Origin of the sequence: Pantanalinema rosaneae CENA516 (genome assembly GCF_050753385.1) — a bacterium.
Taxonomy (GTDB): Bacteria; Cyanobacteriota; Cyanobacteriia; order Leptolyngbyales; family Leptolyngbyaceae; genus Pantanalinema; species Pantanalinema rosaneae.
In genome coordinates, this window is sequence record NZ_JBLZFZ010000078.1 from 1 (window position 1) to 25,019 (window position 25,019).

Sequence of the window (25,019 nt, forward strand, 5' to 3'; positions counted from 1 at the left end):
AGATGTGTATAAGAGACAGCCCCCGACCTTACCACCTCCCCCACCGAAATTGACGCTGCCCTGGCAACGATCGACCGTTTGCGGCTAGCAGAATTGCAAAACTATTTAGGGGATGAATGTTCATTCACAGCCCTGTCTAAACCCATCACCTTAGTCGATACCAAAACTGCCGTGATCAGTTCCATCATCCTGGACGATCGCGTGGCGGTAATCTTGTCTCTACCGCCGACCCAAACCGATCGGCTCCAGAGTTTACAGTCGCAGGTGGTTTGGATACCCGCCAGTGCCACGGAGGTGATGACCACCCTGAATCAACTCCGGTTACAACTGGAAAAGCGGTCTGACCTGGCAGATACATATCTAACTGCCTCTCAGCAAGTTTACGATTGGCTGATTCGCCCCTTTCAGCCAGCGCTGCAATCGGCTGGGATTGAGACATTAGTATTTATTCACGATGGGCTGTTCCGGAGTATTCCCATGGCGGCGTTGCATGATGGAAGACAATTTTTAGTCGAACAGTATGCGATTGCCAGTACCCTCAGCCTGACGCTGGTTGATCCCACTCCCCTCGATCGCGCCTCCTTACGAGTGTTAGGGTTTGGTTTAACGGAAGCGGCGATCGTCAATGATGCCACCGTCTTTGATGCGTTGACCTATGTGCCATCAGAAATCGCTAGTCTCCAAAACATTTTCCCAGGTAGCCGGGGCTTTATCGACGAGGCCTTCACCACCCAGCAGTTACAGCGAGAGTTGACCCAGAACAGTTACCCGATCGTCCATCTTGCGACCCACGGCAAATTTGGTATTGATGCCCGAGACACCTATTTAGTCACAGGGGGCAAACAAGCCAATCGCCAGGAGCAGGGAAATCCCCGTCCACCAGCCGCCCAGCCATACAACGAAAAGCTAACGATCAATCAGTTGTATCAAATCATGCGTAATGTTCCCCCAGCCCATCGGGTCGATCTCTTAGTGCTAACCGCCTGCGAAACCGCCGTGGGCAGCGATCGCGAAGCATTGGGGATCGCTGGGTTGGCATTACAGGCGGGAGTCCAAAGCGCGATCGCCTCCCTCTGGCAGGTAGACGATCGTTCTACTGCCGAATTGATTACGCAGTTCTACCAGGCACTACAGCGAGAACCGAGCCGAGCTAAAGCCCTACAAGCCGCTCAGAAGGTCTGGTTAAGCCAACATCAAGATAGCCACCCCGGGTATTGGGCAGCCTTCATCCTGGTCGGAAATTGGTTGTAATTACGGTTTTCCAAAATTGGAAAGTAACTTGCAGTACGAGTGAAAGCTTTTGCTCACGGATCGCCTTAGGCTATTTGTAGCATCAAGTTTTCGCCATCTGCCTGCCCCCTCCCCTGCTGAAGATTTACAAGTTTGTACAAGTTTGCGAACGATTGTTGCCCCCCGTTGTGGTGTGGATGCATCTACCGTTTTGCTGCCCAAATCCCCCACAGGCAGCTTCCTCTCTCGAAAGACTACCCCCAGTCTGACCTCCACAGTCTATCTGTGAATGGACAAGCCACGATCCGGACGTGAGTGCAGCCAATCCTGCATCACGTCTGGATTCGTCTGTTTAAGCATAGCCAAATTCAACTACCCCCCTGGTGGTTTCAGCATCAGGATATCGGGGACGCTAGTTGTAGTCGATCGGGTGAGTCAATCCGACTTATTTTTGCACAGGGTGAATCTCACTGTTATGTAAAAGCTGTTGTTCCACCGTATTTGTAGCCACTCGATCGAGTAACGCCAGCCGTAACCGTTGTAATTGAGTTTGCTGGCTCATCGGATCGAGAATGGTTTCCAGTGCGTCGTACCAGAGATCCGCCTGAGCAAACAGGTTCGCTTGAGCCAACGGATCTTGAGCATGATCCAGTTGGGTCTTCAAAGCGGGTTTCAGAGAGATCACCTCAAATTCTGACTCGGCAAATAGGTTGCCGGATGGTCGCCCAGGGTTACAAACCAGTTCCACCTGCCAGCGATACCGTTTACCAACCGCTAATTCTATTGGCACATCCTCTAGCGACAACACCATAATGCCGGGAGAACTTTTTAAGCGATCGCCCTTGATCTCTTCCACTAACTTAAAGCCATCGTTCTGGCGCTCATATAAGCGAAACTCTAGAGGCACAGCCGCCGCATCCCGTACAAACCAGGCAAAGGTTGGACGGGTAGAAGCCGTTTGCCCAGGATGTTGATTGGGAGTTAGCAGGATTAAGGCAGGAACTTCGGTCGGCAGGGGTTGACTCGCGGTGCTACAGCCTCTGCCGCCTGCCGATCTGCCACTGGGTGGCGCTTTATCCTCATCGGCTTGGGCAGCAGTTGATACCAGTAATCCGGCAGCAACCAACCCAGTAAGGAGTGACGTTAAAACGCGTTGACCAAAAGTTTTGAAGGTGGAGTCATTCATAGTGATGCATTCAAGATGGTAGATGGGAGCAATTCAGAACTAGATGAAACACAATTAAGACTGCAATCTAGTGAAACAAGCGTCAGATCCCGACCAGAGGGTTCTAAGTTGATTCAATCTACGCTCCTGGCTAAAAGTGCGGATTAAATCACGAGTATAATATTTTTGTTAACGAAAAATTGGATTTTATCCTATTCACCTGTTTAGATCATAGATCCATGATTTACGCAGTCAGATACTTGCAGAAGTGCCTGACTTAAGCTTAGTAGTTTAGCCTAAAAAATAATACCGATTCATACTCGTTCAATCCAGATTAGAACTCGGATGGATGCTCCCATTTCGAGTCAGAATTGCCGAGTCGAGCCACTTTGTTCATCTGAGTTAACTTCAGCCAAATTGTTAAGTTTTGCCACCAGGGCACTCGAACTTGCCAGGTCAGTTGACAGACCATGCCTTGGGGGTTATGAGATTCACGACAAAACTTACCTCGCAGCGATCGCGCCAATTCCTTCGCCTGATCAGTACCACGCCCCCGCCGGGGTGGATGCAGGTCTGATTTTAGAGCAATACCGTTATCAATAATTTGTAAACTGTACTGGTACTGGCTCCGCTGACAGACCACATCCAAATAGGTTGCCTCGATCGCGTGATTGCCAACATTACACAGCGCCTCTTGCAAAAACAAACATAAGCCTTGCTTCTGGTCAGCCGTCAGAGGGCAGTCTTTTAACGGGGAGAAATCCGGGGGAATGAAGGTTCTAATCGACGCAAAGCCTGGGAGATCGCGCTGCAAGGTATTTTCGTAGACTTGATACAGTAAGTCCTGAATCGGGGTTTGCGAATATGGGTGTTCGCCCGTAATCAACGCTTGATTCATCGACTCATACACCGATCGCAATTCCTGGTTTAAGTCTTGCAGTTGCGATCGCAGGCGGGCATTGGCAGGTTCATCATCCAAACTCCGCAGAATTGCCGCCAGGGTTTGCAGGGGCCCATTATGCACCGCGTCATAGGTTTGCTTCAGCGTCACACTGCGTTGTTCTAGCAAACTGCGAAAGTCGCGATCGAAGAAAGAAGTCGTTAATCCGGCGGCACAGAGGGCAAGTAAGGTCGGCACGACCGGAATCCACCAACTGACGACTAACAGCCCATAGGAAAGGCAGGCTAAGCCAGCACTACTCACCGCTAGACTGAGCAACGTTTTCCAGGGCGATTGCAAGATTAACCCCAGTGTAATTCCGGCTAATCCCCATAACCAGATCCAGACATATTCCAGTTCGTCAACCCAGGTATGTAGCAGTGGTCTACCGTTGAGCGTTGCATTAATTAACTGGCTGGTGGCATGGGCCTGGTACTCCACTCCATAAATCACCTGATACTGCGCTTGGTTTCCTAACGCATCTGCCAGCAGCGTACTCTTAGTGGCTGAAGTCATAAAAGTATCGTTAACGCTCGCTGCCGTCATGCCAATTAAAACGATGCGATCGTGGACGAGCGAGAGATCAACCTCACCATTGATCACCTCCATCATGGAGACGATGGTAAACGGTTGTGGATGGCTATGAAAGTTCAGTAGCACCTGGTTTCCCCCCGCCGGGGCATCCACATAGCCCCCTGTCGTGCTACGAAACCGGGGAATCGTCAGTCTTCCCAATTGAATGGGATCACTGGCACGATCGCCATGCTGCAAGGAAATCCCCTCTGCCTGTAAATACAATGCTGCCAATCGCAACGGCAATCCATACTTTGTCTCCCCTGAATCAACCTTAGTGGCAAGCAGACTGCGCCGTAACTTACCATCCGGATCGATAATGACATCCACCATGCCAATTTGCTCCGGTGGCAATTCGGGCGGCGGTTCGACGGTCAACCCCGATTGGCTCCCCAGGGCCGTTTCAATGCCAATTAGGTTGGGACTACTCCGAAAGATTGCTGCCAATTCCGCCCGATCGGGATCGGTTGTCAAGTCCCGAAACAGGTCTAACCCGATCGCTCGGGGTTTGTAGGTTTGCAGAGTTCTCAGTAATACGGCTAGTTCCCGATCGGGAATGGGGTATTTGCCCACAGCCTGAATATCTGCTTCATTAATTCCGACAATCACCACTTTAGGGTCTGCTGGCTCGATCGGGCGGGAACGCAGAAAGTAGTCAAATGCCATCCATTCCAGGGCTTGCAGCGAACCAGCCAACCGGGCGATCGTGATACAACTAATCACCACAACCCCTGGCAACACACCAGTGCGCCAAACACGTGTCTGCTGCCGGAATTGCGTCCAGAGTCGATGATTTAGCTTGGTTTTCACTAAGTTAATAACCCCAGTTTCCGGGCAGCAATCTCAATTTGAATCCGCAGATCTTTGTCGGGTTCGTCATAGACTCCCAAGGCATCCTGCAACCGGATCCAATAGTTCCGGACTGTACGATCGCTAACTTGCATCCGATCCGCGATCGCCTTATCCGTCAGTCCCTCTTGAAATTTGAGCGTAAGGACTTCCAGCCAGCGGCGATCAAACTCCGGACGCGCCCGCAGTTCCGGTGGCAGATAGATCGACCCTCGCAAGGCAAAATCAACTAACCGCAACATTTCTCGGATGGGTAGCGACTTATCCATCGCCGCGAATCCGCCTTCATAGGCATTAATCATCGGTTTTAATTGCACCAACGGCTTAATGTTGGTACTCAACACCACAATATTTGGGGCTAACCGACTTTCAATCAGCGCTTTCAGGAACCGAATGCCAATTTCTGGGCTGGCTAGAGTATGCGGCTTCTCCGGCAAACTCAAATCCAACACAATCAGCATGGGATGGTAATACTTAAGCTGGGTTTGAGCCGTTTGCAAATCCTGGGCAGTCAACACTTCCGCCATTGGATAGGTTCGCTTTAGGGCAGGCACCGTACCTTCCAGGATGGCTTCATGATCGTCAACGACGAGAAACGTTTGTTTAGTGATTGACTCGGTAATGCCTCGGCTCATTGCAGCTAACCCTCAAGCATGATGCACCCTTATACTATTCAGCAACTTTCACAGCAACCCGTATTGTTTGCGGTTGTTTAGAGCATGTCATTCACTAGGACGTTTATGACTAGGCTGTGAAATAGCTTACCAGTTGCAGCCTGATGTAGGGGGGTAGGTGGCACATACCTGATTTTGAGTGATGCCAGATAGCAGTTCACTAAGCTCCTAAACAGAACCCTGACTGCTCATACAACGTCCTGATGATAGGGTTGTGTTAATGCTTGAGGTGTTACGAGAGGCAAACTACACGGCGGATACTATCACCCTGATAGACATACTCCTCCCCGCAGTAAAGCAAGGAGGTTTGCAGAACTTGGAGACAGCTATGCTCTTAGTCACTGTGGGGCAGAACAGACTGATGGCTAACTATTGCCAGCAAACGGTAGTAATAGCTAGCGATCAGCCTATGCCATAGTTTAAGCAGATTTAGTACGGTGACCTAGGGAGATTTCTGCAAATCACTTTCCAAATTTGGAAAGCTTGTTGGGAATCGCGGCACACCCTGTGTTGCAGCCACCCCTCCTTACCAGATCTGACCCACTCCTTTAGACCTCCTGGGACGATCGCAGGTGTGCTAACAGTTGCAGACACTCACGGGCAATTGGTTGGTTTGGATCCAGGGTCTGTGCTCGTTGCCATGCCGCGATCGCCTGCGGAAATTTGCCTTGCAGCGCCCAGAGTTGTCCCGCTAAAGCATGAAAGTTGGCATCCCGCTGATTGAGGTCGATCGCGTGTTGGACTTGAGTTTGGGCAGTGAGATAGTCGCCGGTTTGCAGCCCCGCGATCGCTTGGCGGTAATGCCCGAGGGCGCGATCGTGAAGCTGGAGCAGTTGGGTCAGATCGGCACTGCAGCGTTTACAGAGGTAAGAAGGTGAGGGAGATGAGGAGGTGGATTGATCGCCCATCTCACCTTGAGTAGCAGGGCGATAGGTGGCGCGACAAACAGGACATTTCATGTAGGTTAGGGAGTATCAGAAATACCGTAATACAGGAAGTCTTCCAGTTCCGACTGCAACGCTTCTAGATCATCGTCAGTCTCACCACTGGCTACCGATTCGATTTGCTCTAACAGCTCCTGTAATTCCTCGGCGCGATCGTCCTCTAGGGTTTTGAGGGCAGTTTGGGCTCGATCGAGTAATTCAGTCAGTTCGGGACTGAGAGTGACTTCAACAACTTTGCTCTCTGTCTCGATCGTTTCATCTACTGCAAACAATTGATCCAGATCAGTCCGGGCTTGATGCAATTCGTGGCTCGACAAGTGCTGCACAGACGTATTACTAACGACAAAGCTTTCTTGCTGTCCTTTGCCCTTTTCAGTCGCCGTGACCGTCAGAATGCCATTTAAATCAAAGTCGAAGTGAACTTCAATTTCTAAACTTCCCGCTGGTTTGGGCGGCAAATTTTCGATCTTAAATGAGCCTAAGGGCACATTTTCTTCGGCGATCGGGTTTTCCCCCTGAAACACTTCCACCTCTACAGCATCCTGGTTTTCGCTAACGGTTGTATACACTTCCGATCGCGAAACCGGAATCACACTATTGCGAGGAATAATCACACTGAAAAATCCCGGCATCACACCCATCGGGGTGGTCATTGCCGCCGAAATTCCTAAGGAATGGGGAATCACATCCACCAGAATGGCATCGACCGCTTCCCCAGTCAGCACTCCAGCTTGTAACGCTGCCCCCAGAGCAACGCAGAGATCCGGTTGAATGCCATCGGTCGGGGCTTGCCCCAAATGGTCAGCAATCATCTGTTGGATCAGGGGAATCCGGGTGGAACCACCGACCAGAATGATGCGATCGAGATCATCAGGCGACAATTTGGCATCACTCAAGGCGCGATCGATCGCCTCCAGAGTTTCTTCCAGCAAGGGACGGATCAGTCGCTCAAAGTCCGTTCGAGCTAGCTCGGTTTCCAGGTGCAGTGCCGTCTTGCCTTTACTCCCTAAAAACGCTTCCCGCACTGTGGCAAAACTATGGGCACTTAAATCTATTTTGGCTTGTTCCGCTGCCCTGAGCAGTCGGGCATTGGTTGCCGCATCATCCGGCACATCCACGCTATGTTGTTGTCGGAATAATTCCTTCAAGTGCAGTTGCAATCGTCGATCGAAGTCATCCCCGCCCAGGCGATTATTGCCATGACTGGCAAGCACTTCTGTCACTTCTCCGGTAATTTCCACCACCGAAACATCAAAGGTGCCGCCCCCTAAGTCATAGACTAAGACTCGCTCGGTTTCCTGCGATCGCAGATCATAGGCAAGTGCCGCTGCCGTCGGTTCGTTAATGATCTGCAACACCTCCAATCCGGCGATTTCCCCAGCTGTCTTGGTCGCCTGTCGCTGGGCATCGGTAAAGTAGGCGGGAACGGTAATCACGGCGCGATCGACGGCTTCTCCTAAAGCCGTTTCGGCACGTTGTTTCAGTGCCTTCAGAATCATGGCGGAAATTTCCTGGGGGACATACTCTTTATCGCCCAGTGACGTTGTATGGTTGGTGCCCATCCAGCGCTTGATCGACTTCACTGTGCGTTCTGGAGCCGCCGCATACTGCCGCAACGCCTCTTGACCAACTAGCAGTTTTCCGGTATCACTTAAGCCGACACAGGAGGGCAGAATCAGGTCGCCATCGTCCCCCGGTAGGACACGGGCTTGCCCCTCCTCCACGATCGCCACTTCCGAGTTGGTGGTTCCCAGATCGATGCCTACTGCTCTACCCATAATTCGTGTGTGAAGTCGTGATATTACTCAATGTTGATTCTAAAAGCTGAATCGCCCCTGCGTTTAAGCTTTCTCTAGAAGATTACCGTTATCGGCGGCAACAAGCACCTGAGCCTCCCGCAAAATTCGATCGTGCCAGGTATAGCCCCGCACAACTTCTTGGATCACCGTATTGGCAGGAGCCGAACTCGCCTGTCGCCCGATCGCATACATACAGCCCGGATCAAACGGTTGCCCCAACGCCACGATCGGAGTCACCTGGTATTGCTTCAGCAGATCCAATAAATTCCGCTGAATCAGTTCAATCCCCTGACGATTGCTCGTCAACATGTCCGTGAATGCGGTGGAGGAGGGATCGATCGCCGCCGCTGGCAAAATTCCCAACCATTCGGCTACCCGCTCTCGCCAGGTTTGCGGAGATGCCGCCGTAGGGGATGCAGACTGTTCCTGCCAGTAGTCGCAGGCACGATCGAGGGCATCCAACACATTCAACATCTGGCGAAATAGCCCTGCTTGAGTCTGATCAAACTGTTGGGCTTGCGCCGTCAGTTGGGTGGCGATCTGCTCAGCCCTTTGATTCTGACTCGCTTCCAGGCGTTGTTGCAAGTCCTGATTCTGCGATCGCACCAGGTCTAATTCTCGCTGAAGTCGGTCTTGGGCAGCTTGCAGCAATTTTCCTTGTTGTTTCATCTCCTGCCGCAGGGCAATCCACTCACTCACCAGTTGATAGGGATCAAAGGCTTCGGTTGACTCTGGGGCAGCCGTTAAATAATCCGGTGGTGTGGGAGCAGATTCCAGATAATTCAGGAGTTGATCAAACAACGCTTGGCGATCGGTCATGGGCAAATTATCCTCATTGATGGTGGGTATGACTTAAAGTAACTCGGGATCTTCTCCCAACTCTCGCAGACGGGCGGCTAATCTCTCGGCTCGTTGAGCTGCTTGCTCGGCTCGTTGGGCTTCCTGCTCAGCTCGCTGGGCTGCTTGCTCGGCTCGTTGGGCTGCGGCTTCTTCCGGTAAGGGAATCAGACCACCGTCGGGATGATAAAACCGGAGCCAGTGGCAGGTTCCCGTCACGGGTTCCCGATCGATCTGCCCTTCCCAGGTGCCTAACCACAGTTGTAAGGTTTCACACCATAACCAGCCCCGCTCGTTAGGCGATAAGGGTTGGTAGCCCTGCCCCAGTTGGAGATGCCAGCCTTGTAAGGATTCCGGATTAAAGGGATCAAAGATGAAGTAATCCGGGGTCCGAAAGGTTTGTTCGTACAGGGTTTTCTTGACTCCGTGATCGACGGCTTGCGTACTGGGTGATAGGAGTTCCACAATCACATCGGGGTAGCGACCATTTTCTTCCCAGACCACCCACCCCTGGCGTTCTCGGTTCCCGTCTACCTGAAGGGTGACAAAGAAATCTGGACCTCGGAAGTCCCGGTTCATTGCCTGGTGACGGCTGTAATACACGAACATATTGCCACCAGCAAAGAAGTCTGTGCGATCGCAGAAGCCCTGTTGTAGCGATCGAATTAACACATTCATGGCAATCCGGTGACGATTACTTTCCAACGGTTCTCCATCGTCAAAAATCAGATCGGTAGGCGGCAGTGGCGCTTCCCAGTTATCCAGCACAGTCAAATTATCTACCATCGTCTGACCTGGCTTAGAGTACAGTGGGTGTCTTCAGGGTATCGTATGCCGTCACAGACTGCTGATTCAAAATGTGGCTTGAATTAACTCATGCAAACTCACTTCTAGTTTTGTCAAAACCTTCTGGCGCATCTGTTCGAGGAGTTCCGGGTCGATCGTTGCCTCTATCGGGCGCACTTGGAGAAATTCCCGATCGGCTGAAGTCGCTTCACCTTTGCGAATGGCTTCATAGGCCGCCCGAATTTCCTTAAATTCCTGCGGATGGGAATGGGCAGGAAATTCTCGTAGTTTGGCATGGTAAGCCGTTTTGATTTCGGTGGGAGTAGCGGTGGGGGAGATGCCGAGGCGATCGAAGAGGGTGGTCATAGGTTAGATCAGGGGAGGGGGAGAGGGGGAGGGGGGAGGATTAGAGATCGCGGAAGGTGCGTTTGCGTTTCTTGGGTTTGCCAAAGGTAAATGGGGCATCGAAATCCAAATCGTCATCCTCAAAATCATCATCGAAGTCGGGCATTTCTTCGATCATTTTGCGGGTCAATTCTGGCATGATGCGATCGAGTTCGGCTTTGGGAATCTGATTGCCAAACATCCGGCGAATCATGGCTTCTAGGGCTTCCAGTGCGCCCACTTCATCGAGATCATCCAGCTTCTCTGGGTTAGGCATGAGGGATTGAGCATGGCGCAATTGGATAAAGGCTTCTTCTTCTCGGAAGGCTTGCAGCGCCTTGGCATCCTGAATTCGACGGGCAATGTCAAATCCCTGTTGTTTGAGTTGCTCGTATTGCGGCATAGAAAAGGGATAGCTTGTTGCCCTAGCCAGCAGGAGCAAAGGATTTTGGGGTTCCTGCTTTAAGGCTGCGTCCAGGTAGGAGATCAGATTTCTTACCCAACCCAATCGCCGTACTTGTAATTGAATATCTGCCAGAGCATTGCCCGGTTGGGGCATGGTATCCAGGTAATTCCGTAGCGGTTCTTCCAGCTTCTTAGGGTCTTTGGCAGTGACAGCGAGTACGACGAGATGGGCTGCTCTAGCCGCCGGAATTTCTGCCCCAAGATTAAACAGTTGCAGAATATATTGATTCGTTAAGGCGGCAATCCCCTTTTCTCGCTTAGCAAACAGATGAATTGAAAGCACGATCGCTTGCAAGGTCGGGATCTGCTCCTCACCGGACAGCCCCTGGAGTAATCGATCCCACTCACGATTTGCCTCAGCTTGGTTAAGGGAAACCCGTCCGCCTGAATTGGGTGGGCTTTGCACCGATTTGACAAAAATCTGACAGGCTTGCATTGGCCAGTCGGGATTGGTTTTGGTCTGGACTAAGCGGCTAAAGAAAAGATAACGCTGGCTATATAACGCCTCTAGCCAGGGTTCAAATTCCACATCGGCTTCTGGATTCAAGTCACCAAAGCGTTTGCCAAACCGCCGCCGTATCTCCTGTTTAGTCGATCGCTGGTTCAGGTCATCCAATACCACCAATAACGCCTGATAAACTTCTTCCGATTGACAGCCCTGCTCAACTGCCTGGGTTAACAACCGTGCTCCCTCTTCCAACCTTTTCTCGCCGAAGGCAATCAACCCTTGCCGCCCGATAACCTCCGGGGATGTGGGACAAATGCGCTCTGCCTGTTGGACGGCTCCCAGGGCTGTCCGAGAACGACCAAGAGCTACCCAGGTATCTGCCATCTGACAATGTAACTGGGCCAGAGTCAGTTTTAAGCGATCGCCTGCCCACTGGTCGGGATGCTGTTTGGCATCCTGTTCCACCCATTTCAGTAACCGAGTAATCAGGCGTTGTTGCTCTTGATAGGATTCGTTTAGCTCTAACGCTTTCAAGAGGTTAACCGCTAGTTGGGGATTAAATGGCTGGTCGTTCAGCAATGGCTTCCAAAACTGCTCGGAGCATTCTGGTTCTCCTCCTTCTAAGGCTTGCTGCCCTGCCCGGATTAGCAACGCCGATCGGAGCGTATTTAGTTCCGGTAACTGCGTTGGGCGACGGGATAAATTCAGCAAGGCATGGGCAGCATTATGCGGATCATTGCGTTCCAGCAGTTGGATGATTGCCAGCCCAGTCAGCAATTCTTGGGTTGCGGCATCCCCGCGCATCGTATCGGATGGTTGCAGCGGTGGTTCGCCAGTAGTTGCCCGTTGAAACAGGGCTAACTGTTGCAGTATGGGTTGCTGTAAATACTTCGGTGAACTGACCGGAAATCCACCCCAAAGCGACGATCGCAGCCCTAATAACTGACTCGCTGCCTCCCAGTTTCCTGCCCGTTGTTGCGTATAGACCAACCAGGCTTGGGGGAGATCACCCGGCGTGAGCGGACGCTTAATTTTCTTAAAGCTGGTGATTGCTTCCTCAGTGTGTCCAGTTTGCAGGGCTAATACTCCCCGCGCCCAGTGCAGTTGTGCCGCACTAAACCGCTTAGAGTGTTTACTAATTAACTGTTCTACCGTGACCACATCATCTTTTAAGAACAACAGCTTTAAATAGCAAATGGCATAGTCTTTAGGTAACGTTTTCTGTTCAAATGCCGTTTGGATCAATTCCAGAGCCGCATCTAAGCGATGTTGCTGGAGCAAGCACCGACTCAGCCAATAATGGGGTTCTCCTGCCAAGCCCAGTGCCAATGCCTGTCGAAACGATGTTTCAGCCTGTTTGAAGTCCTGTTTCTGGAACTCCTGTTGTCCCCGCAGGAGCCAAATTTCGGCTTCCGGTGGAGTAAATTCCAGATCGGGTTGGTGACGATGAGCATTTTTGATCGTTTCTAAGGCTTGACGATAATTTTGCTGTTTCAGCAGATTATCCAGCCGATGTTGAAATGTCTCTGGAGTTAAGGACTGAGCTGTTTCAGCCGCTACTGGCTGTTTTTTCGGGTTACGCTGCCACTTCTTACTCAAGATGACCCTCCTCCAAAATTTGAGTCATTCTCCCATAGGGCACTTCATCTGCACAGATTAATACCTAATGATCGCGCTCCTACCTCTTTTACTTGTAGCGAATTATGCCTATTTTTGCGTCCTAACACTGCTATCACCCCTGACCAAACTCATGTCGCTCGGATAGCCTGTAAGTGTTCTTGAGCGATCGCGCAATTGGGATCAAAGGATAACGCCAGTTCAAAAGCAGCGATCGCGGCAGAGGGTTGTCCGAGTTGCAAATAGGCCTGCCCCAAACTACAGGCGGGTTCAGTGGTCATTAATGGGCGGGGACAGGGATCTTGGCGATAGTAGTTCTCGGTTTCTGCCAGTTGCAGGCAGGTATCAAAATAAGCGGTCGCTCCCAAAGGAAACCCCAACAGCAGTAACATTTCCCCAGCCACATAGTTTAACGGCGGGTAGTTAGGACACCACTCTAGCCCCCGTTGCACTAACACCCGAGCGGTTTCCACATCCTCTTGTTCTAAGGCTTGCTCTGCCAGGGTATATAGCAAGGTAGGTACCCAAAAGAATTCCCCCGGTGGCTCACCACTGAGGAGATGGGGAAACAATCGATCGCCCGCTTCACGATAACAATCCTGGGCTTTGTCTAAATCACCAACTCGGAAGTAATTCCGCGCCAGACAATCCAGCAACCATAAACTTAAGCCCTCTTCCTGACGCATCTTTTCTAGAAGGGGGATATCGCGCTCGATCGTTTTTTGTAAAACGGCTTGTTCATCACTATTCCCGTAATGCCGAATCTTCAGGGCAGGGAACTCTGCCACCGTTAACGGCATCCCATCCTGGTGGCGCAATTGTTCATGGTAACGCCCCTGGTAACGCAGGCGACGATCGTTGCGAAATAACCGCACATGCACCCCTCCGGTTAAATCGCCTTCCAGCAGAGTCACTTCAGTACGGATGAGAGCAAAGCCTAACAGGTCTGTGGGTACCGTTACTAAAACCTGGCGGAACTGGCGATCGTCCACTACCAGTTCTTCATCGGCATCTAGAATCAGCACCCAGGTTCCCGTGACCTGCTCTAAGGAGAAATTGCGGGCAGCGGCAAAATCATCACACCAATTAAAATGCTGGATCGTGGCTCCAAAACGTTCCGCGATCGCCACGGTATCGTCCTGCGAGCCTGTATCCACCACAACCACTTCATCCACATACGGTTGGGCACTGGCTAAACACCGAGCCAGATGTTGACTCTCATTCTTAACAATCATGCAGAGAGAAAGGAACGGGGGATGCAGGCGTTCCGGAGTCTGACTCATACAGCGTTAACCATCATGATCTATCTCTGTTCATGATGGCAGCAGAATGTGGAAATGAGCGATCGCGGACTAAATCAAGCGATCCTCTGGACAGGCGCGGTATACCCTTCGGGAAGCAAGCTATGGCAGAGATTTCTGGAAGAACCTTTTACCAAATGCCATGCCCCGACACAAAATTACACCTGAATCAATCTGCAATCCTTAGAACACTACAGATAACTCATTCACTAATTGGACTTGTCCTCGACTCGCCGATCGCAACAAGCGGTTGAGGGCAAATCGTTCTTCATCACTCAGCGTCTCATCAAACACGGCTGCCATTAATCCATAACGATCAGCCAGGGTAAGAACACCAGAACAACTCACTTGGGCAAAGAGTTCGGCGAGGGCACCGGGAAGCAGGTGGATAGGGGCAGACATGAACACAATCAATTCGGAACTCAATGATCCTAATATCGGTGTTTTTTCCGCTTGCCTCGGTGATTGAGAGTGGTAAAAGCCTGTGATCATCTCCTAACTATCTAGTGATGGGCTTCACCGGCTAGAGTGATTCATCTCAGACTAAGTTGTGATCTAAGTCACAAAACTAGGAATCTGGAGTTTGAACTAATTCAAAAAATACACCATATTTAGGAGGGGCGAACAGCCGTTCGCCCTTACATATAGTGGAAAATTGTATTTAGTCTCAAGTCCAAAGGAATATAGACACCATAAAAACCAGGGACTTGATTCATTTGATCAAATCCCTGCATTCTGATGCCATTGTTGGACGCTGAATTCGGTCAATCAAGCCATCACCAACGGACTGAATTAACCATTCAGGCGGCTAAATGCGATTGCACTGTCGCTACCAGCGTCTCTGTCCAGTACGTCACCAGTTCAGTCGTTGCCGCTTCCACCATGACGCGGATGACCGGCTCCGTCCCGGATGCCCGAACTAACACCCGCCCCCGATCGCCCATTTCGGCTTCTGCCTGAGCGATCGCCCGTTGCAATGCCTCACATTCTTGCCAGCGCAACCGTTGCGTCCGATCTTCCACCCGCACATTCCGTAATAGTTGGGGGTAAGTTTGGAAGCTTTGATTCATTAGTTCGGCTAATGGCAAACCAGACTGCTGCACGATCGCGGCAACATGGAGTGCTGTCATCAGACCATCCCCCGTCACCCCATAATGGCGGCAGAGAATGTGACCGGATTGCTCACCACCCAACATGGCTCCAGAGCGCAACATTTCCGCATGAACGTACTGATCGCCAACTGAAGCTCGGATTAACTGCCCACCCTGTTGCTCCCAAGCCCGTTCAAAGCCCAGGTTCGACATCACCGTAGCGACGATCGTATTGCCAGGTAGCTTACCTGCCTGCCGGAGGGTTTGTCCCCAGAGATATAAAATGTAATCCCCATCCACCGGGCGACCCTGAGCATCCACGGCTAACACGCGATCGGCATCCCCATCAAAGGCAAAGCCTAAATCGGCACGATGCTCTTTTACCGCTCGGGCAAGCGTCGCCAAATGGGTAGAGCCACAGTTGACATTGATGCGATCGCCATCGGGACGATCGTGTAAACAAATGACTTCAGCGCCCATTGCCCGGAACGCTGGTGGAGCCAATTCTACGGCGGCACCCCATGCCAGATCCAAAACAATCCGCATCCCCTCCAGTGGGCGATCGGTTTGATGCTCTGCTTTGAGCGAATCCTGCACCAGTTCCTGGTAGTTGGCAATCAGTTCTGGACGATAGCGATGGGTTCCCCACTGGCTCGTCATGCCTAACTCAAACGGGCTAGCATTGCCCCGTAAGGCGGCTTCAATATCGTCCTGCAACGCCAAGGGTAATTTGCTGCCATTCGCCCCAAAAAACTTGATGCCGTTGTCCTCGGGAGGATTGTGGCTGGCGGATATCATCACCCCACCGATCGCATCTGTGGAACTCGTGAGATGAGCTACCCCCGGAGTCGGGCATAGACCAATATTCCAGACTTCTATCCCGGCGGCGGTTAGTCCTGCCGACAGTGCCATCGCCAACATACTGCTGGAGTTGCGCGAATCCTGTCCGATTACCACAGGACCAAGATCAGCCGCATGTGATCGGAGCACCTGCCCTGCCCAGTAGCCTACCTGTAACGCCAGGGGCGCACTCAGCAGATCACCCGCTCGTCCCCGAATCCCATCTGTACCAAATAGCCGACTCTCGGGTAAGGCAACAGTGCCCCAAGCAGACCCTGCATAAGGCGAAGCAGCGGCAGCAATACTGGAAAGACCCGTTCCCGGAATGCGGGCAGGAGAAACAACCATAATGTTCAAACCCCACACAACTCACACACAGTGGAGAATAGCATTTCTTTTGTAAATCGACATAATTTCTGTAGATTATGCCTACTAGGAGACTAAATGTGCATCAGAGAATAGTCTCTCTTCAGAGAATCAACATAAATTACTGTAGATTATGCCTGTTAATACATGGAATATTCATCTTCATCAGGAGGGAAGTGATAGTCCAACGGTCTGAAGGCGGGGTTGGATGGTTTCCCAGGTTAGACCCTGCTGAATGTACCGGGGCTTGCCGGGATCGTAGGGTCCGACTAACACATCAATATTGAGAATCTCTGCGTCCGCAGGCAACACGGGCATATCTGGATCGAAGGCAGTCGATCGCACCAGAGAACTAGAAAATCCTTTAAAGATCAGCACCTGATCCAGTTCACCCTCTACGGATGCCGTCACTAACAGCACTTCTTGGGGGCGTTTTAGCGTGTATTGCTCTAGTTGTGTCAGCGGAGTCATGCGCGATCGTGCCATAAATAGTCAAATAGCAGCACTAGAATCATTACTGTCCTGTGGCTGATCGTCCTTGTTTGCCCAAACGCACCACCACAAACCAACCAAGATAGAGCACATAAATCCCGAGAGCCACTAGCGCCAGAAACCCCAGGAAATAGGGACGGGTATTCGGATGGAAAAATTCTCGGAATAACCAGGTCGGTTCTAGCCAAACGCGGCAGAACGGATTGTTGATTAACGCCTCCGATGACTCAAAGGCACAGCGGAGGGTGGGAATTTGGGCGATCGCTCCAATCACCCCATACAGACTGATCGCCCAGCGCCAAGAGGTGAATGACAGTTTCAACCGACTTGTTGGTAGATCAGAAATCTCTTCATTCAGATCCACCCAAAACCATAGGGCAATCGGCATGAGAATTCGTGCCAACCATCCGACAATGAATCCGGCTGGAATCACCGCAATCATCAGATACACCGTAATTGCCAGCAGACTTGCCACTCGCCAATAGATCACCATCAAATGCTGGATGGCTTCCGATTTTTGCACCGCTGCCCAAATTAACAGCACCAGAGGCACAATCACCGTAACCAATACGGCTAGACGATAGTCTGTCCAAACCAGTGAGGGCAACCAAGACGGGCTTTGCATAGGTGTACCGATAGACGTATGTGAACTCGAAAAAGCAAGCAACCTCAGCACTATGGTAGTGCCTCAGCCACTTGCCAGGTTAATTATGTTGAAGAAGTCAACAGAAGCAGGCAGAACCAACCCAAACTACAGATTCAGATAGCACCTGCCTCACGTTGAGTTATCCTACCGAGATCCCTAGTTATCGTAAACTCGGCATTCCAGCGCGTCTGGATTATCGTCACAATATTGTTCTAAAGAGTTTTTGGGCTTGTGTTGACGCTGGTGAGATGCTTCTGCTTGAAGTTCTTCAACGGCATCCCAAGCAGCAGCACACTCAGGGGAGCTGCCACCTTTGACATCGCAGACTGCGCGAGCTTGCTCAAGCTCTTCTTCAATTTTTTGTTGAATATCGCTCATGGATGGTTATCTCAGTCGCTTTGATTGTTTAAGGGACATTGGGCATACCCCTGCTTGACCCACAGGTGCTTCTGCTACCAGGTGACGAACGAGGTCAATGCCGAGCATGTATCATCTAGTGATAACAGGCGGCGATCGTCCGACAGTAGGATCACGCCAGATCTTTTAACGATCGGAACTCGTCCTAACAGGACACCCTGGTGGCTAACCAGCCCATGTAACATATTTTAACGGAACTTGTGCCATCCGACCAGACAGACAGGTGTTCTAGATCGATCCTCGATGTGGTTTGAGGAATACGCAGTGCGCGATTACTCTATTAAGTAGGCAGTTCAAGAACCGGGAGATAGTGCAATGATGGAGCCGACAACCAGTGCGTTTAAGTGGGTGACTGCTTTATCCACTCGCCCCTCGTTGGAGGCCGCCATCAATGAAGTGGTCAGCCAAGCCCAGATGGAGTTGTCCACTCCAGCCAATTTAGCGATCGTGTTTATTTCCTCGGCTTTTGCGAGTGAATACTCTCGCCTGATGCCGTTGTTACAAGAAAAATTACCCAATCTACCCCTAATTGGCTGTGCGGGCGGTGGGGTCATTGGCATGAAAAGCCCCGAGGTGGCGCAGGAGGTTGAAGGAGAGCCCGCTCTGGCGCTGACGCTTGCCTACTTACCAGAGGTTGAGATCCATACCTTCCATGTGTCTACGGATGCGTTACCTGATCTGGATAGCCCACCGACCGCCTGGGTCGAACTGACGGGTGCTTCTCCCAACCATCAGCCCCACTTTATTTTGTTAGCCGATCCCTTCTCCTCTAAGGTCAATGACCTGTTGCAGGGACTAGATTTTGCCTACCCCAGTTCTACCAAGGTAGGAGGGTTGGCTGGAGCCGGAGCCGCTAATAGTGCAACGGGGCTATTTTGTAACTATGAGTTACATCGTGATGGTGTAGTTGGAGTTGCCCTAAGTGGCAATATTGTGCTGGAGGCGATCGTGGCGCAGGGCTGTAGACCGATCGGGCAACCTTACTTAGTCACGGAAGGTGAACGCAATATTTTGTTGGGCTTGGAAGAACATCCCAGTGCCAGTGGGACATCCTACAGTGGTAGTTCTCGGGTATCGCAGAAGCGCACCCCCCTGGAACTGTTGCAGGACTTGATCCAAAGTCTGGATGAAGACGATCGCGCCTTAGCCCAACATTCCTTGTTTGTGGGGGTGGCGCAAAGTGAGTTTAAGCAAACTCTGGAACCGGGCGACTTTCTGATCCGGACGTTGTTGGGAGTGGATCCACGAGTGGGAGCGATCGCGATCGGCGATCGGATTCGGGTCGGGCAACGCATCCAGTTTCATTTGCGCGATGGCGATGCCTCTGCCGATGACCTGGAAACTTTACTAGAACGCTATTGTGATCACCATGAGGATGATCCGGCTCCAGTGGTGGGCGCTTTAATGTTTGCCTGCCTGGGACGGGGTGAAGGACTGTATGGCGAACCCAATTTTGACTCGGAACTGTTTCACCATTACCTACCCAAAATCCCCTTAAGCGGCTTTTTCTGCAACGGTGAAATTGGGCCCGTCGGTGGCAGTACCTTTCTGCATGGGTTTACCTCGGTGTTTGGTATCGTCCGGCAAGTCAAGTAGAGACATCTAAGCTAGTAATAGCGAGATCTGGTTGTCGATAAAATTGAGATGACCACTCGGATCGATCGCGCCAAAGCTCTCAAAGTAGCGACGGGCTAGTGGAGGAAAGTGGGCAAAGTCAAAAATGGCATCCCCATCGGCAATGTCTGCCCAGAAGTAGCGGAGATGAGGTGCCCAGACTTCGGCTTCGACTTTCGGGAAACAGAGGGGCGGTTGGGTCAGCAGTTGCAGCATGAACGGCAATGAGCGATCGCCGATCAGATCCCGTGAGGTTTGTTGGAGAGTGTCCCATTCCGGTAAACGTTCCACGCGATCGGATTCGATTTGTAGCCAATGCCTGCCGCGATCGTCGGTACGAAATTGCAAAATGCGGTAGGGGTGGGGATAGGTGACAAGCGAACCCGTCGTGATGTCGTAAATGCCCTGTTCGTAGGCAATATCCTGCACATGCAGATGTCCGGTGAACACCAGTTGAACACCTGCCTGCCGTAAGAGTTGGAGTAACTCTAGGGCATTGTCCAGCATGTAGCGTCGTCCCATTGGGCTGCTGGCTTGCCCCGGCAAGTGTTCCAAAACATTGTGATGAATCATCACTAACAGCAATTCATCCCGAAATTCGGTTAACACCTGGTCTAACCAGCCCAACTGAACCTGATCCATCCAGCCGACCTGCTTACCCTGAGCATCGAACTGGTTGGAATTCAGCGCAATTAACCGCACTCCGGGCAGTAACGAACAGGTGTAATACAGTTGCGTCGGATCTGTGTAACCAAATTTTTGATAGTAATAGGGAAAGTCCGCCAGCCCGATCGCCGTACTCATGGCTTTCAGGTGGGGCACATCATGATTACCGGGAATCACGTAAGCTGGATAGGGCAGTTTTGCCAAGCGATCGGCTAACCAGGCATGGTTTTCTGGCTCCCCATGTTGAGTTAAATCACCGGGTAGCAGCAGGAAGTCAAGATCCAAATGGCTCAATCGTTCCAGAATGCATTCCAATGCCGGAATGCTGACCTCCACTAGATGTAAACGGCTGGGATGATGCCAAATCGTGTGAGGCAGGGCGATGTGCAAATCGCTAATGACCGCAAACCGAAAATTCAAGTTCATATCATCAATCTATAGCATGTCGATCGTCCGAGTTCGCGAACACGTTAATCCCCTCAGCCAGAAGTATCAGACGGCGATCCAGCCACCCAACTGGAGAGAAATTTATGCCCATCTCGATCGCCCCTTCCATCTCGACATTGGGGCAGGCAAGGGACGGTTTTTGCTGGACATGGCAACGCAATTCCCCGATTGGAACTTTTTGGGCTTAGAAATTCGGGAGCCATTGGTCGATCAGGCAAATGAGTGGCGATCGGAAGCTGAGCTGACTAACCTGCATTATTTATTTTGTAATGCGAATAATTCTCTTCGTCCGATCCTAAATTCCTTACCCGCTGGAACCTTGCAACGGGTGACCATTCAATTCCCTGATCCCTGGTTCAAACGTCGTCACCAGAAACGCCGTGTCGTCACTCCTGATCTGGTGAATGTGTTAGCTGAATTTCTCAGTCCAACTGGGACTTTATTCATACAATCCGATATTCGGGAGGTGGCAGTGGAAATGCGCGATCGCTTCAAAGCCCATCCTGCCTTTGTCCAACAACCGCCGGATTGGCTACCCGACAATCCCTTACCGATTCCCACCGAACGGGAAGTATCCGTTTTAGAACGGGAACTCCCGGTCTATCGAGCCTTATTTGTTAAACCCAGGTGCGAAACCACAGGCGATAGTTAAATTCCGTGGGCGACAGGGGCAGTCCCAAATAAAGCGGTAGCCAAAAGATAAAGCCAGCCAGAATGAGCAAAATGGTGGCAATGCCGATCACTCGTTGTTGGGAATCGGCACGACGTAACCAGCGATCGACAAACCAGGCGATCGCCATCGTCGAGAACACGGACGCGCCCATGTAGTGATACAAAAATGTACAACGGGTAACTGGCATCCAGGGCACCAGATTAGCGGCGTAATTGACCACCAGAAATAATCCCAGCCACAGCTCACTGGCACTTAACTGCGTCCAGCGATCGCCCGTTGCGGACTCGGTTGGTGGTAAATGTCGGGTGGCTAACCAGCGATCGAGGGATTGCGCCAGCGCCCACAATAGCAGCACGATCGCAGCAGACGCTAACCACCACAAAATCGGATTGCCGATCGCATGGACATCATAAATTACCTTATCCGGGCTAGTCGTTGGTGCAGTCTGCCCAGTCGGTAACGGATCCTGCCGACCAGTCACCTGATAAAAGTAAGCCACCGGACGTAGCATCATGATCCAGGTAAACCAGCGCGAACAATAGGGATGAATTTTGGGGCCATCCCCGACCCGTTCGTGATAGGTCAAAATCTGCCATTGCAGTTCCCAAAAATCCTGCCACAATCCGGCTTTGGCGTTCAATTGCAGGTGCGGAATCCATTCTAGGAAGTAAAACACGACTGGAACAATGCCCAAATACAGCCCGAATTGCCACCAACTCAGGCGAGTTAAGCGTTCCAGGAGACTAGAAGATTCTGAATTGGCTGGTAATGCCTCATCTGCATCCAGATCTGAGGTAGGCGGTTGCCACGATCGCAACCAGTGAATATTCCAGGCGATCGCCCACATGCCATACGCCCCCAGCAGAAACCACAAACCATTCCACTTGACTGAAGCCGATGCCCCAAACCAGATGCCAGACAGCAATAACCAGAGAGTACGGGGTTGCGATCGCTCCGCCGCCAGCGATCGTAACAGTGACCACCAGCCCAACAACCCAAAGATCACCAGATAAACATTATTCAGGGCGTAACGAGATTCCACCAAAAACAAGCCATCCAGCGCCATGAATAACCCGGCGATTAGGGCATAGCTGCGCCGTTGACTAATTTCATAGCCAATGCCTGCTACCACCAACGGAATCAATGAGCCAGTGAGGGCATTCAGCCAGCGATAACTCCAGGTGGTATAAAGCGCTCCAGCCGCCGTATTCGCCGTATCCTGCCCGATCGGCAGTTGGTTGCCAAGCCATATCCCGATCGCAATCAGGTATTTGCTTAACGGCGGATGCCCATCAAAGAAAGGCGTTTGGGACAGGTAATTATGGGCAAACTTGACGTAGTAAATTTCGTCAAAGACCAGGCTATTAAATCGTCCCAAACCCCAAAATCGGAGTCCCAAGGCAAATAACCACAGTCCCAGCAGTCCCAGGCTGAACCAGGTCGTCGATCGGGAAGCAAAGGATTTGAACCAGCGCATAGGCAATCTGCGATCGCAATATCAATCCGGCAGGATGATTCTAAACCAGCGATCAGGATTTTGCCCGTCAGGTCATGCAGCAAGTTGCCGCGATCGGAAGCAGGCTAACTAAGCTTGAGGACTACGGGCATTGAAGGCTGGATGATGCGTGATGTTACCAACTGCTTGAGGATAACTAGCGAGAGGCAGCGACAACACATACTGCGGCGGCACACCGTCCATCGTGCAGTCCGGATTACTGTGAAAGCCAAACCGCCCATAGAAGTCTGGCTCCCCGACCAGAACACAACCCCGCGCCCCAAGCAGATAGAGATGCTCTATCCCGGCGTTGACCAATGCCTGCCCAATGCCCTGATGCTGAAAGGTCGGCGCAACGGCAATGGGACCCAGGGCATACCAATCAGGTGAGCCATCCGAGATCTGCACAGGTGAAAAGGCAATGTGACCAACCACCTGACCATCAACCTCCGCCACCAGCGATATCGAGAGCGCCCCACTCTGGCGCAGAGCCGCGATGATAAACTGCTCTGTTTGCTGACTATGGGGATGCGATCGGAACGCCTGTTCAGTAATACTGGCGATCGCCTCAATATCTGTAGTACGTTCAGGTCGGATGTTGACGTTCTCCAACATTTTTTCTCCCATAGCTCATGGTACAGTTGGGCGGCAAACAACCTACAACTCAGCAGTATCCGCTTTCAATCATCCGCCTGCCCTGCCTAGGATGGTGAGGCTGCGTCACCTCGTATCACAATTTTTGAAGCAGTATCAACACTATTACCAGATGATTGCCCCCCAAGCACAAGGAACTTGGTTGTACCGTCACCATCGAAAGATAAAGTAGTATAACGTTCGTGGTCAGCGGTTGCCAGCACTTTTGCGACTTTGCTCCAGAACTTGAATAATCCGCTGCACCACGGTTGTTGTACTGCGGTTACTCAACTCTACGATTTCTAATTATTCATCAGGTAGCCCATAAATTGTGATTGTTTGTTCTGCATCATAACTCACAAGCCACTGCCGATCTGAACTGAGACAAATTGCTTGAATCGGTGATGGATTTTCTGGTAACGTGCGAATCCTCTGATTAACCTCCAACTCCCAAAGAACAATCTCATTTGCATCATTGCAATAAGCAAGTACCTTACCATCGGGAGTCATAGCTGTAGGAGAACACCTCGGAACAGGATGGTAGTCTGGAAACGAGTAAATGACCTGATCTGTGTTGAGATCCCAGACTTTGACTGACTTATCTCGAATCCCACTTACAATACAGCCTCCGTCTGAGGTATTAGCAATCGCATCCGCAAACCAATTTGGGGATGTCTCAAAGACCCGCATTAACTCTCCGGTTTGTAAGTTCCATAATCGGTGATGGTCACGGAGATCGTTGTCTTGACTGAGCATTAGAGATGCATCTGGGCTAATCATCATCGGCAAGGGACGTGATGTGTGTCGGGTCGGTTTCCATTCCAGCAGGTGAATTAACTGATCTGCGTGTAAATCCCATACTGCAATCCGTCCTAAAAACTCCGATCGCGCGTCATGTTGATATCTTCCACCAGCGACGATTGAACCATCATTGCTAACAGCGAGCGAAGCAATATCTGTGGGTTGCTCATGTAATACATGACCCCAACGTTGCGGTTTCATTTCCCAGTCTTCATGCACGGTGACGAAGGGCTGAAAGCTTGTAACGATGATTTGTCCATCTTGTCCAGTGCTCATATGTTCATGGGTTACGTACAGAGTATCTGCTAACTCCCCTGTCTGCAGATTCCAAACATTGATGCTTGCAAGCGCATACCCCGTCAGTTCGCTATGGCAATTACTCAGCAACACTTTTCTATTTATATTAATCGCAAAATAGTTTGTTCCTCGTCCGCATCCTGTAATGGTATGTAAAAGCTGCATTTGTGCATAGGGATAAAACCTCAGTGCTTGGTTTACAGCTTCACTTTGGGTCTCTGTTAGTAACCAGTGGGCAGTCTCTCTAACCTCTCGGATTGAATCACCTAAAGCCTGAATGAGCAAACTGATGCCTTCATCAGAGTTCAAGACATCTAAAAGGGCGTTAACTTTTTGATTTACGTTATTAGCCACACTTAATTTGCAACTTTACAAGTTAAATCGAGGTGCCATTGCAGCTTTAGATCAGGCAGTACAACAATGAATAGACGGGATTTTTCCGCCTAAGATCCCAAAATAGGCAGATAGGCGGAAAAATTGATACTGTTGGCGAATGTACTACAAGCTAATGAACGGGAACACCGCAAGC

General features: G+C 51.1%; 22 protein-coding genes. 3 read left to right on the forward strand and 19 right to left on the reverse strand.

The genetic code is table 11. The features are described from left to right. The first annotated feature begins 78 nt into the window (after nt 1–78). Nucleotides 79–1,251, forward strand: coding sequence for a CHAT domain-containing protein (locus ACN4EK_RS28610; protein ID WP_431661840.1), 1,173 nt, complete (start codon nt 79–81; stop codon nt 1,249–1,251). Nucleotides 1,252–1,675: 424 nt separating this feature from the next. On the opposite strand, the gene ACN4EK_RS28615 is transcribed toward ACN4EK_RS28610, so the two are convergent. The 15 genes from ACN4EK_RS28615 to ACN4EK_RS28685 all read right to left on the reverse strand — a co-directional run bounded on the left by ACN4EK_RS28615 (nt 1,676) and on the right by ACN4EK_RS28685 (nt 17,825). After that, on the reverse strand, nt 1,676–2,416 hold the full coding sequence (locus tag ACN4EK_RS28615; protein WP_431661841.1) for a DUF928 domain-containing protein: 741 nt from the start codon (nt 2,414–2,416) through the stop codon (nt 1,676–1,678). Between the two features lie 313 nt (nt 2,417–2,729). Further along, the gene (locus tag ACN4EK_RS28620) at nt 2,730–4,718 is read right to left on the reverse strand and encodes a sensor histidine kinase (protein WP_431661842.1); all 1,989 of its coding nucleotides are present in this window, start codon (nt 4,716–4,718) and stop codon (nt 2,730–2,732) included. Continuing rightward, nucleotides 4,718–5,392: a response regulator gene (locus ACN4EK_RS28625; protein ID WP_431661843.1), complete on the reverse strand. Its 675-nt coding sequence runs from the start codon at nt 5,390–5,392 to the stop codon at nt 4,718–4,720. Before ACN4EK_RS28625 ends, ACN4EK_RS28620 begins: the two co-directional genes overlap by 1 nt. Before the next feature lie 587 nt (nt 5,393–5,979). Beyond that, nucleotides 5,980–6,390 carry a hypothetical protein gene (locus ACN4EK_RS28630; RefSeq protein WP_431661844.1) on the reverse strand — a complete coding sequence of 137 codons (411 nt, stop codon included), beginning with the start codon at nt 6,388–6,390 and terminating at the stop codon, nt 5,980–5,982. Nucleotides 6,391–6,395: 5 nt separating this feature from the next. Next, nucleotides 6,396–8,153, reverse strand: a complete 1,758-nt coding sequence (locus ACN4EK_RS28635; RefSeq protein WP_431661845.1) for an Hsp70 family protein — start codon at nt 8,151–8,153, stop codon at nt 6,396–6,398. A gap of 63 nt (nt 8,154–8,216) precedes the next feature. Further along, nucleotides 8,217–8,993 (reverse strand): nucleotide exchange factor GrpE, encoded by a 777-nt coding sequence (locus ACN4EK_RS28640; RefSeq protein ID WP_431661846.1) that lies wholly within the window; start codon nt 8,991–8,993, stop codon nt 8,217–8,219. A 33-nt stretch (nt 8,994–9,026) separates the two neighbouring features. Further along, complete coding sequence (locus tag ACN4EK_RS28645; protein WP_431661847.1) at nt 9,027–9,797, reverse strand: Uma2 family endonuclease; 771 nt, start codon at nt 9,795–9,797, stop codon at nt 9,027–9,029. Nucleotides 9,798–9,863: 66 nt separating this feature from the next. Continuing rightward, nucleotides 9,864–10,163, reverse strand: coding sequence for a J domain-containing protein (locus tag ACN4EK_RS28650; RefSeq protein WP_431661848.1), 300 nt, complete (start codon nt 10,161–10,163; stop codon nt 9,864–9,866). A gap of 40 nt (nt 10,164–10,203) precedes the next feature. Continuing rightward, nucleotides 10,204–12,693 carry a tetratricopeptide repeat protein gene (locus tag ACN4EK_RS28655; RefSeq protein WP_431661849.1) on the reverse strand — a complete coding sequence of 830 codons (2,490 nt, stop codon included), beginning with the start codon at nt 12,691–12,693 and terminating at the stop codon, nt 10,204–10,206. Nucleotides 12,694–12,842: 149 nt separating this feature from the next. Beyond that, complete coding sequence (locus ACN4EK_RS28660; RefSeq protein WP_431661850.1) at nt 12,843–13,994, reverse strand: glycosyltransferase; 1,152 nt, start codon at nt 13,992–13,994, stop codon at nt 12,843–12,845. A gap of 201 nt (nt 13,995–14,195) precedes the next feature. Continuing rightward, entirely contained in the window at nt 14,196–14,414 is a 219-nt protein-coding gene (locus tag ACN4EK_RS28665; RefSeq protein ID WP_431661851.1) for a hypothetical protein, read from the reverse strand. A gap of 398 nt (nt 14,415–14,812) precedes the next feature. After that, nucleotides 14,813–16,291, reverse strand: a complete 1,479-nt coding sequence (gene glmM, locus ACN4EK_RS28670; protein WP_431661852.1) for a phosphoglucosamine mutase — start codon at nt 16,289–16,291, stop codon at nt 14,813–14,815. 183 nt (nt 16,292–16,474) lie between these two features. Beyond that, the gene (locus tag ACN4EK_RS28675) at nt 16,475–16,795 is read right to left on the reverse strand and encodes a DUF7734 family protein (protein WP_431661853.1); all 321 of its coding nucleotides are present in this window, start codon (nt 16,793–16,795) and stop codon (nt 16,475–16,477) included. A 28-nt stretch (nt 16,796–16,823) separates the two neighbouring features. Then, on the reverse strand, nt 16,824–17,426 hold the full coding sequence (locus ACN4EK_RS28680) for a DUF3177 family protein (RefSeq protein ID WP_431661854.1): 603 nt from the start codon (nt 17,424–17,426) through the stop codon (nt 16,824–16,826). 177 nt (nt 17,427–17,603) lie between these two features. After that, a complete protein-coding gene (locus ACN4EK_RS28685) occupies nt 17,604–17,825 on the reverse strand; it encodes a Calvin cycle protein CP12 (RefSeq protein WP_431661855.1) in 222 nt (73 codons plus the stop codon). A 354-nt stretch (nt 17,826–18,179) separates the two neighbouring features. Between ACN4EK_RS28685 and ACN4EK_RS28690 the strand changes: the two genes are divergently transcribed. Then, nucleotides 18,180–19,460 carry an FIST signal transduction protein gene (locus ACN4EK_RS28690; RefSeq protein WP_431661856.1) on the forward strand — a complete coding sequence of 427 codons (1,281 nt, stop codon included), beginning with the start codon at nt 18,180–18,182 and terminating at the stop codon, nt 19,458–19,460. Nucleotides 19,461–19,466: 6 nt separating this feature from the next. Here the strand turns inward: ACN4EK_RS28690 and ACN4EK_RS28695 are convergent, their stop codons facing one another. After that, complete coding sequence (locus tag ACN4EK_RS28695) at nt 19,467–20,570, reverse strand: metallophosphoesterase family protein (RefSeq protein WP_431661857.1); 1,104 nt, start codon at nt 20,568–20,570, stop codon at nt 19,467–19,469. A gap of 16 nt (nt 20,571–20,586) precedes the next feature. Here ACN4EK_RS28695 and trmB point away from each other — a divergent pair, with 16 nt between their 5' ends. Beyond that, entirely contained in the window at nt 20,587–21,243 is a 657-nt protein-coding gene (gene trmB, locus ACN4EK_RS28700) for a tRNA (guanosine(46)-N7)-methyltransferase TrmB (RefSeq protein ID WP_431661858.1), read from the forward strand. Here trmB and ACN4EK_RS28705 read toward each other — a convergent pair. From ACN4EK_RS28705 to ACN4EK_RS28715, 3 genes are all read right to left on the reverse strand, one after another. Continuing rightward, complete coding sequence (locus ACN4EK_RS28705; RefSeq protein WP_431661859.1) at nt 21,209–22,741, reverse strand: dolichyl-phosphate-mannose--protein mannosyltransferase; 1,533 nt, start codon at nt 22,739–22,741, stop codon at nt 21,209–21,211. The two genes, trmB and ACN4EK_RS28705, sit on opposite strands and share 35 nt — an antisense overlap. 108 nt (nt 22,742–22,849) lie before the next feature. After that, nucleotides 22,850–23,374 carry a GNAT family N-acetyltransferase gene (locus ACN4EK_RS28710; protein WP_431661860.1) on the reverse strand — a complete coding sequence of 175 codons (525 nt, stop codon included), beginning with the start codon at nt 23,372–23,374 and terminating at the stop codon, nt 22,850–22,852. Nucleotides 23,375–23,698: 324 nt separating this feature from the next. Next, nucleotides 23,699–24,844, reverse strand: a complete 1,146-nt coding sequence (locus ACN4EK_RS28715; RefSeq protein ID WP_431661861.1) for a WD40 repeat domain-containing protein — start codon at nt 24,842–24,844, stop codon at nt 23,699–23,701. Between the last annotated feature and the right edge of the window lie 175 nt (nt 24,845–25,019).